The organism is Pigmentiphaga litoralis, from assembly GCF_013408655.1.
GTDB lineage: Bacteria > Pseudomonadota > Gammaproteobacteria > Burkholderiales > Burkholderiaceae_B > Pigmentiphaga > Pigmentiphaga litoralis_A.
In genome coordinates this window covers 511,137-526,029 of the sequence record NZ_JACCBP010000001.1, presented here as the reverse complement: position 1 = coordinate 526,029, position 14,893 = coordinate 511,137, and the positions used below count along the sequence as shown (strand labels likewise).

Genomic DNA, 14,893 nt, shown 5'->3' with positions numbered 1-14,893 from the left:
CAGAGCCGTTTGCGCATGCCCTGTTACGCAATTGATGGGCCGGGGCCTGTCAGCGCCCCGATCCGCCTAGTCCTTGAGGTTGACCAGGCTGCCCAGGATTGCGTGAATGCCCTGCATGGTGGTTTCGACTGTGTTGCGGATTTCGTCCAGCGAGATCGTACCGGTGCTGGCGCCCTGCCCGGCCGCGTCATTGGTGATCAGGCACAGCGCGCCGTAATCCAGTTCCAGTTCACGCGCCAGGGCGGCTTCGGGCATGCCCGTCATGCCGACCACGTCGCAGCCATCGCGCGCCATGCGGCGGATCTCGGCGGCCGTTTCCAGCCGCGGGCCCTGGGTGCAGCCGTAGGTGCCGCCGTCGCGCACGTCAATGCCCGCGGCTTCGGCTGCCGTCAGCAGGTCGGCGCGCATCTCGGCGCCGTAAGGCAGCGTCATGTCCGCATGCGCCACGGGCTGGTCGCCGCCTTCAAAGAAGGTATGCAGGCGATCGTGGGTGTAGTCGATGATCTGGTCCGGGACGACGATGCGGCCAGGCGTATAGCCGTCACCAATGCCGCCCACGGTGGCCACCGACACGATGCGGCGCACGCCGACTTCGTGCAGCGCCCACAGGTTCGCGCGGTAGTTGATGCGGTGCGGAGCCAGGGTGTGACCGTAGCCGTGACGCGCCAGAAAGACGATCTCGTCGCTGTCGCCTATGCGGCCGTAGGTCAGCGCGCCCGACGGCTCGCCGTAAGGCGTGCGCACCACCTGGCGGCGCGTGACCGTCAGTCCGGTGAGTTGATAGAGGCCGGTGCCGCCGATGATTGCCTGCATGTGGATGCCTTCTTATTCCGGGTTGCCCGCCAGCAAGTCGCGCAGGCCATCTTCGTCAATGACGGTGATGCCAAGATCCTGCGCCTTGACCAGCTTGCTGCCGGCGTCTTCGCCAGCAACGACGTAATGCGTTTTTTTCGAGACCGATCCGGTCACCTTGCCGCCGGCGGCCATGATCATTTCGGCCGCTTCGTCGCGCGACAGCGTGGGCAGCGTGCCGGTCAGCACAAAGATCTTGTCGGCCAGCGTGCCCGCCATGCGATCCACGACGGTTTCGGTACCCGGCTCGACCCCATTGCGGCGCAAGGCATCGATCACCTCGCGGTTGTGTTCTTCGGCAAAGAAACGGGCCAGCGATTCGGCCACGACGGGACCCACATCGTTCACGGCCAGGAAGTCGCTTTCGCTCGCCTTGATGACGGCGTCCAGCGTGCCGAAATGCCGCGCCAGGTCCCGTGCGGTCGATTCGCCAACGTGGCGGATGCCCAGCGCGAACAGGAAACGGCCCAACTGCGGATGGCGGGTGGCGGCAATGGCGTTGACCAGATTGGTGGCCGATTTGTCGCCCAGGCGGTCCATGCCCGACAGTTCTTCCACCGTCAGGGTGTAGAGGTCGGCCAGCGTATGCACGCGGCCGCTTTCCACCAGCTGGTCGACCAGCTTGTCGCCCAAGCCATCAATGTCGAGCGCGCGGCGGCTGGCGGCGTGCGCCACCGCCTGCTTGCGCTGCGCGGCGCAGAACAGGCCGCCGGTGCAGCGCGAAATCGTTTCGCCTTCCAGCCGTTCAATGGCCGACCCGCACACCGGGCACGCCGTCGGCATCACGAACTGGAGCGCCGTCGACGGGCGCTTTTCCAAAATAGGCATGACCACTTCGGGGATCACGTCACCGGCGCGGCGCACGACCACGGTGTCGCCGATGCGCACGTCCTTGCGGGCGATTTCGTCTTCGTTGTGCAGGGTCGCATTGGTGACCGTCACGCCGCCGACGAACACAGGCTTGAGGCGCGCCACGGGCGTGATGGCCCCGGTGCGTCCCACCTGCACTTCGATATCCAGCAATTCCGTCGTGGCTTCTTCCGCCGGGAACTTGTGGGCGATCGCAAAGCGCGGCGCGCGGGACACAAAGCCCAGCGTGCGCTGCGAGGCCAGGGCGTCAACCTTGTAGACCACGCCATCAATGTCATACGGCAGGTTGGGCCGGTGGGTCTGTGCAGCCTCGTAGAAGCGCAGCAGGCCTTCGGCGCCCTGGACCTGCGCGCGGTATTGGCCTACCGGCAAGCCCAGGTCGCGCAGCCAGTCGAGCATGGCGGTGTGGGTGTCGTGCGGCGTGGCGGGGGCTGATGCACCTGCTCCCGCCACGGGCGCCGCAACCGAACTGGCCTGGTCGCCTGACCCGGCCGGTGATTCGCCAACGATCTCGCCCCAGCCATACGCAAAAAAGCGCAGCGGCCGCTTGGCCGTGATCCGTGAATCCAGCTGCCGCAAGCTGCCCGCGGCGGCATTGCGCGGATTGATGAACACCTTGTCGCCCGCGGCCCGCTGCGCATCGTTGATCTTGTCGAAGTCGGCGCGAAACAGCAGCACTTCGCCGCGCACTTCCAGTACTGCCGGCGCCTTGCCGTGCGCTGTCTTGGCACGCAGCCGGGTCGGGATCGCGCGCACGGTGCGGATGTTGGCGGTGACGTCTTCGCCCGTCTGCCCGTCGCCGCGCGTGACGGCCTGGGTCAACACGCCGTTTTCGTAGCGCAGGCTGATCGCCAGGCCGTCGAACTTCAATTCACAGGCGTAGGTGACCGGCGTGTCGCCGGCCTTGAGCGTGTCCCGCACCCGCTTGTCGAAGGCCACGATGTCGTCGTCTTCGAACGCATTGTTCAGGGACAGCATCGGCACGGCATGGCGCACACTGCCAAAGGCCGGCAGCGGCGCACCGCCGACGCGTTGGGTGGGCGATTCGGCCGTCACCAGCAGCGGAAATTCGGTTTCCAGCGCGACGAGTTCGCCGAACAGCTTGTCGTACTCGGCATCGGTCACGATCGGCGCGTCGAGCACGTAATACCGATGGTTGTGTTCCGCCAGCTCTTCACGCAGCGCGGCGATCCGTTCGGCGGCGAGGTTCTCGCGATCCAGCTTGGAGGTCAGATCAGTCATGCACGTGCCAACCCGGCTTAGCCAAACACCCGCTGCGCGCGGGCCGAACCCGCCGTCAGACCGGCGTCGTCCAGGCGCACGTACAGCGCCTGCAACTGCTTGTCGATCGCCTGCTCGGCGCCATCGGCCAGCGGACGGCCGTTGTCGTCGACCACGTCGGCTTCCAGGCGCGCGGCCAGCGTGCGTGCCGTTTGCGCCATGCGGGCAAAGCCATGTTCGTCGGCCGGCGCGCGCGGCACGTCCAGCAGCAGATTCAGTTGGCCGATGGTGGCAGGACCGGCGGATCCCAAGGACACCGCGTCGGTGCGGCCCAGCGTGAAGCGAATGATGCCGTCATGGTCGACCCACGGCAGGCGGCCATCCTGGATGCCCGAAAAACCGGCTTCGCGCGCGGCGGTCAGGATGTCGCTCGACGCCCAGCGGCGGCTGCGCGCCACCAGCGTGATGCCGACTTGCGCATCCAGCGCGGCGCATGCGCCGTCCAGTTGGCCGGCACGGGCCAGCACGGCCTGCGTATCGGTGGCTTCGACGGTGCCGTCGAAACGGTCCGCCAGCACCCGCGACCGCGACAGGGCTTCGGCCCATTCGCCGGCCGTCAAGGCGCCGCTGCGATTGGCCAGCAGAACGGCAACCTGCACCGATGCATACCGTTCGTTGGGGCGGATCGAACTGCGGTGCACGCCATCGGCGGTGTGCGCAAACACCCGCAGCGGCTTCTGGCCGGCATGACGGATGCCTTGCGTGAACGCGCTCAATTCGTCGCCCTGCACCGGCTCCATGAACACCACATCGATCACCGTTTCGCAGGCTTCGTCGGCTTCTTCGGCGTCATGCGCCGGGATGTCGGCCAGGGCGCCCGAGTCGACCGAGGTGACGGGTTCCACCATCGCCGGCGCGGCGCCCAGTCCGGGCTCGCGGCGCACCAGTTCCGGCGACGTTCCGGGGACCGGCGGATCGCTCGGCGTCAGCAGCGGGTCTTTCCCGTTGTCGGGAAAACGAGCTTGCATCTGCTTGCGCGCGCGGTGGTCCTGGAACCAGTTGAGGCCAAGCACGATGACGATCGCCAGCACGCCAAGGGCTATCAACCCGGATTGAAGATCATTCATGTTTTACGGTTCCCGAAAAGGGGGCGGGGATGGAATTGAGGGGTCATGGGGCGTCAGGCCTCCACGGCAAGTTGCAGGGCGGACTCGAGGTCGACCGCGACAATGCGCGACACGCCCTGCTCCTGCATGGTGACGCCCACCAGTTGATGCGCCATTTCCATGGCGATCTTGTTGTGCGAAATGAATAGGAACTGCGTCTGCTGGCTCATGCTGCGGACCAGATTGGCATACCGCTCGGTGTTGGCGTCGTCCAGCGGCGCGTCCACCTCGTCCAGCAGACAGAACGGCGCGGGGTTCAGCTTGAACAGCGCGAACACCAGCGCGGTGGCCGTCAAGGTTTTTTCGCCGCCCGACAGCAGGTGGATGGTGCTGTTGCGCTTGCCCGGCGGCTGCGCCATGACCTGCACGCCCGCATCCAGGATTTCGTCGCCGGTCATGACCAGCTTGGCCTCGCCGCCACCGAACAGCGACGGAAACAGCTCGCCAAAGTTGCGGTTCACGATATCGAAGGTTTCCTGCAGCAGCTGACGGGTTTCCTTGTCGATCTTGCGGATTGCGTCTTCCAGGGTGTCGATGGCCGACTGCAGGTCGCCCTGCTGGGCGTCCAGGTAGTCCTTGCGCTCGCGCGAGGCCTTCAATTCGTCCAGCGCCGCCAGGTTGACCGCGCCCAGCAAGCCGATCTCGCGGTTCAGGCGCTGCACTTCGGAATTGAGCCAGTTGGCGCGCTGCCATTCCTTGGGCAGCTCGTCCAGTTCGGCGCCCAGCGCGGCCAGGTCGATTTCCTGGTTCGACAGCTGTTCGCCGTACTGTTCCTGCGCCAGGCGCGCGGCTTGTTCCTTCAACTGCAATTCGGTAATACGTGCGCGGCGCGGTTCGAGCGACCGTTCGATCGTCAGGCGCTCTTCGTCAAAGCCGCGCAAGCCCGCGCTCAGGCTGTCGAGCTCGATGCGGGCGCGCGCCAGAATGTCTTCGCGTTCGGCCCGCACTTCCAGGGCATCCTGCAGACCTGCCTTGGCGGCCTCGTCATCCAGCACGCGCAGTTCAGCCTGCACCCGTTCGGCGTCGCCCAGCGCGCGCTGGCTTTGTTCCGACGCCAGCTGCATGGTGCGGCGCAGCTCGTCGATACGCGCCCGCAGGCCGCGTTCGGCAAAGCTGGCTTCTTGCGCGGCGCGTTCCAGCTCGCGCAGGCGTTCGCGCCCGGCCTGGGCGTTGGCCTCGCGCTGTTCCTGCGCCATCTGCGCGTCTTCAAAGGCCGTCTGTTTGTCGCCCAGCTCGCCATCCAGGGTTTCGAAGCGGAATTCCGCTTCTTCCTTGCGGATGCGGGCTTCTTCTTCCTGGGCGGCGATTTCGGCGCGTTCTTCATCGATGCGGCTGGCGCGCTCTTCGGACTGCGCAGCCTGTTGCGACAACTTGGAATGTTCCAGCTGGATGCCGTGCAGGCGCTGCGTCACCTCGGCCAGGCGCTGGCGGGACGCGGGCATGGCCTGCGCGACCTGCTGGTAGGCCGCCTCGGCCCGGGCCACCACCGATCGCGATTCATCGGCCAGCATCTGCTGCGCCTTGACCTGGCGCTGCAGGTTTTCGATTTCCTGCTGGCGCGCCAGCATGCCGGACTGCTCGGAATCGGCGGCATGGAAGCGCACGCTGTTGGCGCTGATCAGATGCCCTTCCCGCACCACGAACAAGGCGCCGTCCGGCAGTTGCTGCCGCGCGCCCAGCGCCTGGGCCGCGTCGGTCGCGGTGTAGACGTTGCGCAGCCAGTCGTTCATCAGGGTGCGCAACTGCGGATCGGTAATGCGCAGCAGCGATGTGAGCGGCGTCAGGCCGGCTTCATTGGCGGGCGCGGCGCCCGGCGACGGCATCTGGAAAAAAGCCAGACGGGCCGGCGGCGCATCGCTGAAAAACGCGCGCGCCCAATCCAGATTGCTGACTTCCAGCGCGGCCAGCCGCTCGCGCAGCACCGCTTCCAGTGCGGCTTCCCAACCGGGTTCGATGTGCAGCTTTTGCCACAGTCGGCCCAGCCCGGCCAATTCATGCTTTTCCAGCCAGGGGTGCAAGGCGCCTTGCTTTTGCACGTCCTGCTGCAGGCGGGTCAGGGCAAGCAGGCGCGCTTCGGTCTGGCCAACGGCCGCGACTTCTTTCTGCGAGGCTTCCTGCGCCTGGCGGCGTCCGGCGTCCACCTGGGGCAGTTGGGCTTCCAGCGCGGACAGGTCTTCCTGCGCTTCGCGCACGCGCTGCTCGGTATCGGCCAGGTCACCGGTCAGCTGCGTCAGGCGCGCGGCATCGGGCCGCTGCAGGTTGCGGGCTTCCTGGTCCAGCCGTTCGCGGCGCTGGGCCAGCGCCTGCAACTGCCGGTCGGCTTCGCGCTGGGCCTGCGCCGTCAGCGCCAGATTCTGTTCAACCTGGGCCAGTTCCGCGCGCATGGCGGCCAGGCCAGCCACGGCTTCGCGCACCTGGGTTTCGACGTCGGGCAGCTTTTCCTGCCATTCTTCGGCGGTGATGCGGGCTTCTTCAGCGCGCGCTTCGCCAATGGCCAGGTCTTCTTCGGCCCGGGCCAGGTCTTCACCGCCGTGTTCGTATTGTTCGTTCCACTGGGCGATCTGCTGCTGCAGCTGCGCCAGTTGGGCCTGCATTCGGTTACGCGATTCGACCACGTACTTGATTTCGGCTTCGAGCCGGCTGACTTCGCCGTTCGCCTCGTACAGGCTGCCCTGGGCGGCGTGCACGGCGTCGCTGGCGGCATAGTGCGCCTGGCGGCTGCCTTCCAGGTCGGCTTCCAGCTTGCGCAGGCCGGCCATGGCGCTTTCCAGCTCGGTTTGCGCCTTTTCGATCTCCAGCCCGAATTCCATCCGTTCGCGGTCGGCTTCGCGCTTTTTCAGCAGCCACAGAAAGCGCTGCTTCTTTTCGCCTTCGGCCTGCATGGTCTGGTACTTTTGCGCAACCTCGGCCTGCGCTTCCAGCTTTTCCAGCTGCGTGGTCAGTTCGCGGACGATGTCTTCGACCCGCGTCATGTTCTCCCGCGTGTCGGACAGCCGGTTCTCGGTTTCGCGGCGGCGTTCCTTGTAGCGCGACACCCCGGCCGCTTCTTCCAGGAACACCCGCAGTTCTTCGGGGCGGGCCTCGATGATCCGCGAAATCATGCCCTGCCCGATGATGGCGTAGCCCCGCGCGCCCAGCCCGGTTCCCAGGAAGATGTCGTGGATGTCGCGCCGGCGGACCTGCTGGTTATTGACGTAGTAGCTGCTGGTGCCGTCGCGGGTCAGGACCCGCTTGACCGCGATTTCGCCATACTGGCTCCACTGCCCCGCCGCGCGGCCTTCGGAGTTGTCGAACACCAGTTCGACCGACGAGCGCGCCGACGGCTTGCGGTTGATGGAACCATTGAAGATGACGTCCTGCATGGACTCACCACGCAGTTCGGACGCCTTGGATTCGCCCAACACCCAACGCACCGCGTCGATGATGTTCGACTTGCCGCAGCCGTTCGGACCCACGACCCCGACCAGCTGGCTGGGGACGAGGATCGACGTCGGATCGACAAAGGACTTGAATCCTGCGAGTTTGATCTGGGTAAGTCTCACCGGAACCGCGCTTCCTGAAGGGGGATGGAACTACGAACCACGGACTGAGGGCAGGAGTGCGGCGCAACCGAAAACGCATACAGTACCCGGGCGCTCCGTATAATACCAAAGGGCCACACGCAGGGCCGCGAGTCGCGCCCTGCCTGCTGCACCGTGCAGCCGCCCATCGTAACCATTCCGTCAGGTCCCCATTCAGCATCATGCCTTCGCAACCCTCCAAGACCCTCGATACCTTCCCCAATCCCAGCCAGAAGCGGGATTTCCAGATCCATATCGAGGTGCCCGAATTCACCTGCCTGTGCCCGTTGACCGGCCAGCCGGATTTCGCGGTGCTGATTATCGACTACATCCCCGACCAACTTTGTGTCGAACTGAAAAGCCTGAAGCTCTATACCTGGAGCTTCCGCAACGACGGCGCCTTCCATGAAGCCGTCACCAATCAGATCGTCGACGACATCGTGGGCGCCATCTCGCCGCGCTTCCTGCGCCTGACCGCCAAGTGGTACGTGCGCGGTGGCATCTTTACCAACGTCGTGGTCGAGCATCGCCAGCCGGGTTGGGAACCTCTCCCGGCCGTGAACCTCCAACAGTTCGATACGGGCAGCAATACGCGCGGTTGAGCTTGCGGCAAAACGCGCTGACATTCCCTTGCTGCCTCACACAACTGAAAAGGCAAATATCGGTGCACGCGTGCTATAAATCGTCCGCCATGGTGCCCTGTTGGTGCCGTGGCGGAGTGCCGTCTCGATGACCGCGCTCGTTTCCTCCCATTCAACGCAGGCGCCCGAGTCAGACCGACAACCGATGAGACGTGGCTTTTACTTGATCATGGCGGCGCAGTTTTTTTCGTCGCTCGCCGACAATGCCTTGTTCATCGCAGCGATTGCGCTGATCCAGCAACTGGACGGTCCGGCGTGGATGACGCCGATGATCAAGTGGTCGTTCGCCCTGTCGTATGTGGTCCTGGCCGCCTTCGTCGGCGCGCTGGCGGACAGCTTCCCCAAGGGCCGCGTCATGTTCGCGACCAACACCATCAAGGTGTGCGGCTGTCTGCTCATGTTCATGTATGCCAACCTTGGCATGGCCGAGGGGCACCAGGTGTATGTGGTGGCGATGGCCTATGCACTGGTCGGCATCGGCGCCGCGGCCTACTCCCCTGCCAAGTACGGCATCATCACCGAACTCCTTCCGCCCGAGCAGCTCGTCAAGGGCAACAGCTGGATCGAAGGCCTGACGGTGGTGTCGATCATCCTTGGCGTCGTCGTGGGCGGCGCGCTGATCAGCCCCAAGATTTCCACGTGGTTGCTGGGGATCGACCCGATCCCGTCGATCACGCTGGGCGTCGACACGCCGGCCGAAGCGGCCATCCTGGTGATTGCCCTGGTCTATCTGGTGGCGGCATTCTTCAATCTGCTGATTCCGCGAACGGGTGTGGCCTACCCGCGCCAGCAGCGCAATCCGGTCCGGCTGGTGGTCGAGTTCGGCTGTTTCGTCCGCACCTTGTGGCGCGACAAGCTGGGCCAGATTTCGTTGGCCGTCACGACACTGTTCTGGGGCGCAGGCGCCACCTTGCAGCTGATCGTGATCGAGTGGGGCCGCGTCCAGCTTGGCTTGCCGCTGAACAAGGCATCCATATTGATGGGCGTCGCGTCGTTCGGCACCGTGGCCGGCGCCATGCTGGCCGGGCGCATTCCGCTGCACAAGGCGCTGAGCGTGCTGCCGGTGGGCGTGGGCATGGGCCTCGTGGTCATGCTGATGCCGTTTGCCTACGAAAAGTGGTTTGTCTATACGCTGCTGATCGTGATCGGTGGCCTGGGCGGCTTCTTTGTGGTGCCGATGAACGCGCTGCTGCAGCATCGCGGCCATGTGCTGCTGTCGGCCGGCCACTCCATTGCCGTGCAGAACTTCAATGAACAGTTGAACATTCTGCTGATGGTGGCGGTGTATTCGCTGATGCTGGCGCTGAAGCTGCCGATCAACACCATCATCGTGATCTTCGGTTCGCTGGTGGCGGGGTTGATGGTGCTCATCATGCTGTGGAACAAGCGCAATCACCAGTTGCACCCGGACCTGGATCAGGTGATCGGCAGCCGGGCGCACGGCACGGCGCTGCGGTGTGATCACGGCTAAGCGCAAAACACGACGATCAGGGGCGTTGTAGCCAGGGTTAGTACGCCCTGCTTTGGTCGCTCATGCAAAAACGGGATGCTTCTGAAAGCATCCCGTTTTTTTATTGCGCCGGCGCCTTTTCGAGCGACGCCGCCAGCTGCAGGTCCTGCCAGGCGCGGCTCTTTTCCTGCGGGCTGCGCAGCAGATACGCCGGGTGGTAGCTCACCACCACGGGCACCGGCTTGCCTTCCACATCGATCTCATGGGCACGGCCGCGCAAGGCGGAGATGGCCGCCGTGCTGCCCAGCAAGGCCTGCGCGGCGAACCGCCCCAGCACCAGGATCAATTCGGGCTGCACCGACGCGATCTGGCGCATCAGATAGGGGCTGCAGGTGGCGACCTCTTCGGGCAACGGATCGCGATTGCCGGGCGGCCGGCATTTGATGACGTTGGCGATGAACACGTCGCGGTCGCGGGAATGGCCGACGGACGCCAGCATGCTGTCCAGCAGCTTGCCGGACTTGCCGACAAACGGTTTGCCCTGCTTGTCTTCCTGCTCGCCGGGCGCTTCGCCGATCACCATCCAGCGGGCCCGCCGCACCCCGCCCCCGAACACGGTTTGCGTGCGCGTCTTGCAGAGTCCACAGGCGACACAGCCGCGCACTTCCTGCTGCAGCAGCATCCAGGCTTCTTTTGGCGACAGGTCGGAGGTCGGCGCCAGGGCCGGCACGACGCGGATGACTTCCTGCGCGACTTCCGGCAGGTCAGCCCTGTGCTTCGCGACGAGTTCAGCCTGCGGCTGCAGCACCGTGACTGCGCCGGCCGCTTCCGCGTTCAGCTCCCGGCCCTCCTGGCGGATACTTGCGACTTCCAGAGCGGCAGGTTCGACCTGCGCCCCGTCGTCATCCCGCGGCGCAGGCGGCTCCGCCGTCGCGGGATCCACTGCCGTCACCGGTTCCGCTGCCGACACGCCAGCCGCGTTGGCGTGCGCCACGGCGACGCCGGGCGCGCTGCCCGCCGCCCACACCCGCTCGATTCCCAGTTCGCGCAGCCATGCCTTGCGTACCGCGTTCATGGGCACGCTGCTTTGCCGGGGATCCTGAGGCTTTGCGTCGCTCATAGCGCTCCCCGCCCGGCCTGCCGCGCCGACCCGTTGACCTGGTGTTCACCGGCCAGGAAGGTCTTGCGCATCACGATTGCGTCTTCGCGGCCATCGGGCGCCGGATAGTAGTTGCGCCGCACGCCGATCCGTTCGTACCGGTGCCGCTCGTAGAAACCTTGCGCCACCGGATTGGACGGCCGCACTTCCAGCAGCACCGTGCGTGCGCCCAACGACACCGCCACCTTTTCGGTCCAGTCCAGCAGATGGCGCCCGACGCCTCTGCCCTGCGCGTCCTTGGCCACGCTGATGTTCAGCAGATGGCCTTCATCCAGCACCATCATCAGCACGCAGTACCCCAGCATGGCGCCCGCGTCCCGCACCACCCAGGCGCTGTAGCCCGAGCTGATCGAGTCGGCGAAATTCTTGCGGGTCCACGGAAAGGCATACACCGCTTTTTCGATGCGTTCGACGTCGTCAAGATCCGCGGGCGACATTGCCTGGGGCCGCGCGAACGCGGCGGAAACGGGGGCCGTCGACGTCATGCGCCCTCTCCTGCCAGCGCCGCTGGCGCGACCTTGGGATTGCCGCCGGCACCCAGCAGACGTTCCGCCGTCGTAAAGGCGACCTTGTCGCGCACATACAGCGGCATGGCCAATTCCGGCGCGATCGCCTCACCCCGCAGCCAGGCGCGCCAGGCCAGCGTCGCCACGGCGGAAGCGGTCGGGCGCACCGCCTCGGGCAAGCGCCGGGCCTCCGGCACGCCCGAAAAGGCATCCGGATACGCGGCGGCGGCATCGCCTGCCAGCCACCCGCCCATTCCTCCCCCTTCCACGCCGAACGTCGCCCGCAACCACATCTCCAGCCCCTCCAGCGCCATCAGTTGGGGCTCCAGCAGCACCTGCTGTTCCCCTTCAGTGGGATGCGCATAGGCGGCCACATACACTTCCTGCATGCGGGCATCCATGGCGACCACGACGGGCTGCCCGGACGTGGGCCGGGCCTGAACGGCCACCGCGGCATGGGACACCACCGGCAGCACCGGGCGGTCCAGCGCAAAGCCCAGTCCCTGGGCGACACCACAGGCGACCCGCAGTCCGGTAAATCCCCCCGGCCCCTGGCCAAACGCAATGGCGTCGATGGCCGACCGGGCAATGCCCGCTTCAGCCAGGACCTCGTCGATCATGGGCAACAGGCGTGCGGAATGTTCCTGCACACCTTGGTGTTCGCGGGAAATGAGGCCGGGAGGGGACAACATGTCGGCCGGCGTGCGCAGCAGGGCCACGCCGCACCAGGCGGAAGACGTTTCTAGAGAAAGGATATGCAGCGACATAGGCTGCGATTGTAAGACGTCGGCGGCCGAATCAGCGCTTCTTGTCGCGGTACGGCTGGTAGACTTCCTGGCTGGCGTTGCGGATTTCCTGGCGCAACTGATTGCGCTCTTCCGACGTCAACTTGCGCGGCACCTGCTGGCGCTCGTCTTGCGTGACCGGGCCGGCCCAACCGTCCATACCGGCCGACACCATACCCACCGGGCCGTCCGCCAGCACGGCCGTGCGGCCGTCGGCAGCCCTGGCTTCCAACGTGCGCGACAGGGCGCGGTCGATCCGCCCTTCCATGTCGGCCTGCATCCCATCCCGCGACGCTCCCGCCACCCGCGCCTGCTGGCGCGCGTCACGCGTCTGCGCAATTACCACACCTGCCGACGCAGCGGCTACCACCACTGCCAGACCGGCGATGGCAAGCGGACCGCGAGTCCACCGTTTGCGCAAGGAAATGGGAAGGATGACTTTGTTCACGACTCCATCATACGACGGTGAAATCGGGGGCTCACGCACTCAGCCGTGACCAAGTCCCCATTTCTGTAACAACCAATGTCCCTTGCTGGATTGATACAACTGGCTCCGTTACATTTGCCGCATGTCTCTAGCCAACGCCCCCAAAAAAATCCTCGTCGTCGATGACGACGTGCGTCTGCGCGACCTTCTGCGCCGCTACCTTGCCGAGCAGGGCTTCTCTGTCTGGGTCGCGGAAAACGCCCAGACCATGAACAAGCTCTGGCAACGCGAGCGTTTCGATCTGCTTGTCCTGGACCTGATGCTGCCCGGCGAAGATGGCCTGTCCATCTGCCGCCGTCTGCGCGGCGCGCGGGACAGCACCCCGATCATCATGTTGACGGCCAAGGCCGAGGACGTGGACCGTATCGTCGGCCTGGAAATGGGCGCCGACGACTACCTGCCCAAGCCTTTCAACCCGCGCGAACTGCTGGCCCGTGTCAACGCCGTGCTGCGCCGCCGGGGTCCGGAAGAACATCCGGGCGCACCGAGCCAGGACAACGAATCCGTATCGTTCGGCCCGTATGTGCTGAACCTGGCCACCCGTACCCTGACGCGCGACAACGAGCCGGTCGCCCTGACCACCGGCGAATTCTCGGTGCTGAAGGTATTCGCCCGCCATCCCAAGATCCCGCTTTCGCGCGACAAGTTGATGGAATTGGCGCGTGGCCGTGAGTACGAAGCGTTCGACCGCAGCCTGGACGTGCAGATCTCGCGTCTGCGCAAGCTGATCGAACCCGATCCCGCGAAGCCCGTGTTCATCCAGACCGTCTGGGGCCTGGGCTACGTGTTCGTTCCCGATGGCGGCAGCTGACGGCACCTGATTTTTCATGTCCGTCGCCCTGCGTGTGGCGTCTCGCTTAGGCCTGTTCAGCCGCACCTTTCTATTATTGACCGTCCTGATGACGGCCAGTCTGGCCGCGTGGCTCCAGGCTTTCCGAAGCATGGAAGTGGAGCCGCGCGCGCAGCAGGTCGCGCAGCAGATCGTCACCGTCGTCAACATCACCCGCGCCGCACTGGTGCACTCGGCACCCCGAGAGCGACGCTATCTTCTTCTGGACCTCGCTACGAACGAGGGCATCCAGGTCTACCCCCGCGAATCCGGCGACAACACCGTGCCCATCCCGAATCGGCAGGTGTTGCAGCGCGTGGAAGAACAGGTGGTGGATCGCCTGGGTCCCGACACCATCGTCGCCTGGGAGGTCAACCGCATCCCCGGCCTGTGGGTCAGTTTTTCGATCGACGACGATGCCTACTGGATGGTCGTCGAGCGCGATCGTGCCGAGCGGGTGCCAGGCGTCGAGTGGCTGGGCTGGGGCGCGGCAGCCCTGCTGCTGTCGTTATTAGGCGCCGCGGTGATCGTGGGCTTCGTCAACCGGCCCTTGTCCCGGTTGTCGCGGGCCACGCAGGCGCTGTCGCGTGGCGAGACGCCCTCCCCCCTGCCCGAAAGCGGTCCGGAAGAAATCCGCCGCGTGAACACCAGCTTCAACCGCATGGTGGAAGAGCTGGACCGTGCCGAGGCGGATCGAGCGTTGATGCTGGCCGGGATCTCGCACGACCTGCGCACACCGCTGGCGCGGCTGCGGCTCGAGATCGAAATGAGTGGCGCATCCGAAGCGTCGCGCAACGCGATCGATGAGGACGTCGAGCAGATCAACCGCACCATCGGTCAGTTCATGGAATACGCCCGTCCGGCGTCGTCGACCGACTCGACCCACAACGTGTCGGAACTGGTGTCCGATCTGATCGAACGCGAACGCAGCCATACGGAAGCCCTGGGCGGCTCGCTGTCGGCCGACGTCCGTCCCGATCTGTGGGCGCGCATTGCCGCGCCGGATCTGCAGCGCGCGGTGGGCAATCTGATCGAGAACGCCCGACGCTATGGTCATGGGCCGGATGTCCCGCTGCGGATCGATGTCAGCGTAAAGCCCCAAGGGGCCAACGTCGTGATCGAAGTCGCGGACCGTGGGCCGGGTATCAAGGCCGAAGACGTGCCGCGTCTGCTGCGCCCATTCACGCGGGGGTCGGACGCGCGGACGGACGCGGGCGGAGCCGGTCTGGGATTGGCGATCGTGCGTCGCCTGCTGCAACGCGCGGGTGGTACGCTGACTCTGGTGCCGCGTGACGGGGGTGGATTGGTGGCCCGAATCGTGCTGGCAGCTTCGTCTGTCCGATCCGCGGACGGAAAGTGACTTTTCA

Annotated in this window: 12 protein-coding genes; 4 read left to right on the top strand and 8 right to left on the bottom strand. The window is 65.6% G+C overall.

Annotation, left to right across the window (positions count from 1 at the left end):
- Positions 1-66: 66 nt before the first annotated feature.
- From HD883_RS02185 to smc, 4 genes are read right to left on the bottom strand one after another with little or no spacing between them, the layout of a single operon-like run.
- Positions 67-813 (bottom strand): S-methyl-5'-thioinosine phosphorylase, encoded by a 747-nt coding sequence (locus HD883_RS02185; protein WP_179588036.1) that lies wholly within the window; start codon positions 811-813, stop codon positions 67-69.
- Positions 814-825: 12 nt separating this feature from the next.
- The gene (ligA, locus tag HD883_RS02180) at positions 826-2,964 is read right to left on the bottom strand and encodes an NAD-dependent DNA ligase LigA (protein WP_179588037.1); all 2,139 of its coding nucleotides are present in this window, start codon (positions 2,962-2,964) and stop codon (positions 826-828) included.
- 17 nt (positions 2,965-2,981) lie between these two features.
- Positions 2,982-4,070 carry a cell division protein ZipA C-terminal FtsZ-binding domain-containing protein gene (locus HD883_RS02175; RefSeq protein WP_179588038.1) on the bottom strand — a complete coding sequence of 363 codons (1,089 nt, stop codon included), beginning with the start codon at positions 4,068-4,070 and terminating at the stop codon, positions 2,982-2,984.
- A gap of 53 nt (positions 4,071-4,123) precedes the next feature.
- Positions 4,124-7,651: a chromosome segregation protein SMC gene (smc, locus tag HD883_RS02170; RefSeq protein ID WP_179588039.1), complete on the bottom strand. Its 3,528-nt coding sequence runs from the start codon at positions 7,649-7,651 to the stop codon at positions 4,124-4,126.
- Positions 7,652-7,851: 200 nt separating this feature from the next.
- Between smc and queF the strand changes: the two genes are divergently transcribed.
- A complete protein-coding gene (queF, locus tag HD883_RS02165) occupies positions 7,852-8,271 on the top strand; it encodes a preQ(1) synthase (RefSeq protein WP_179588040.1) in 420 nt (139 codons plus the stop codon).
- Positions 8,272-8,455: 184 nt separating this feature from the next.
- Positions 8,456-9,781: a lysophospholipid transporter LplT gene (gene lplT / locus HD883_RS02160; protein WP_179588041.1), complete on the top strand. Its 1,326-nt coding sequence runs from the start codon at positions 8,456-8,458 to the stop codon at positions 9,779-9,781.
- A gap of 100 nt (positions 9,782-9,881) precedes the next feature.
- On the opposite strand, the gene HD883_RS02155 is transcribed toward lplT, so the two are convergent.
- From HD883_RS02155 to HD883_RS02145, 4 genes are read right to left on the bottom strand one after another with little or no spacing between them, the layout of a single operon-like run.
- Positions 9,882-10,835: a uracil-DNA glycosylase gene (locus HD883_RS02155; RefSeq protein WP_257021956.1), complete on the bottom strand. Its 954-nt coding sequence runs from the start codon at positions 10,833-10,835 to the stop codon at positions 9,882-9,884.
- Positions 10,836-10,876: 41 nt separating this feature from the next.
- The gene (rimI, locus tag HD883_RS27525; RefSeq protein ID WP_257021955.1) at positions 10,877-11,404 is read right to left on the bottom strand and encodes a ribosomal protein S18-alanine N-acetyltransferase; all 528 of its coding nucleotides are present in this window, start codon (positions 11,402-11,404) and stop codon (positions 10,877-10,879) included.
- Positions 11,401-12,192 carry a tRNA (adenosine(37)-N6)-threonylcarbamoyltransferase complex dimerization subunit type 1 TsaB gene (gene tsaB, locus HD883_RS27520; RefSeq protein ID WP_257021954.1) on the bottom strand — a complete coding sequence of 264 codons (792 nt, stop codon included), beginning with the start codon at positions 12,190-12,192 and terminating at the stop codon, positions 11,401-11,403. The genes rimI and tsaB overlap by 4 nt, the downstream gene beginning before the upstream one ends.
- Before the next feature lie 31 nt (positions 12,193-12,223).
- Positions 12,224-12,658 carry a hypothetical protein gene (locus HD883_RS02145; RefSeq protein ID WP_179588043.1) on the bottom strand — a complete coding sequence of 145 codons (435 nt, stop codon included), beginning with the start codon at positions 12,656-12,658 and terminating at the stop codon, positions 12,224-12,226.
- Between the two features lie 121 nt (positions 12,659-12,779).
- On the opposite strand from HD883_RS02145, the gene ompR reads away from it, so the two are divergent.
- Together ompR and HD883_RS02135 are read left to right on the top strand one after the other, a co-directional pair.
- Positions 12,780-13,508, top strand: coding sequence for an osmolarity response regulator transcription factor OmpR (gene ompR, locus HD883_RS02140; RefSeq protein ID WP_179588044.1), 729 nt, complete (start codon positions 12,780-12,782; stop codon positions 13,506-13,508).
- Between the two features lie 16 nt (positions 13,509-13,524).
- Positions 13,525-14,886: a sensor histidine kinase gene (locus HD883_RS02135; RefSeq protein WP_179588045.1), complete on the top strand. Its 1,362-nt coding sequence runs from the start codon at positions 13,525-13,527 to the stop codon at positions 14,884-14,886.
- Positions 14,887-14,893 lie beyond the last annotated feature (7 nt).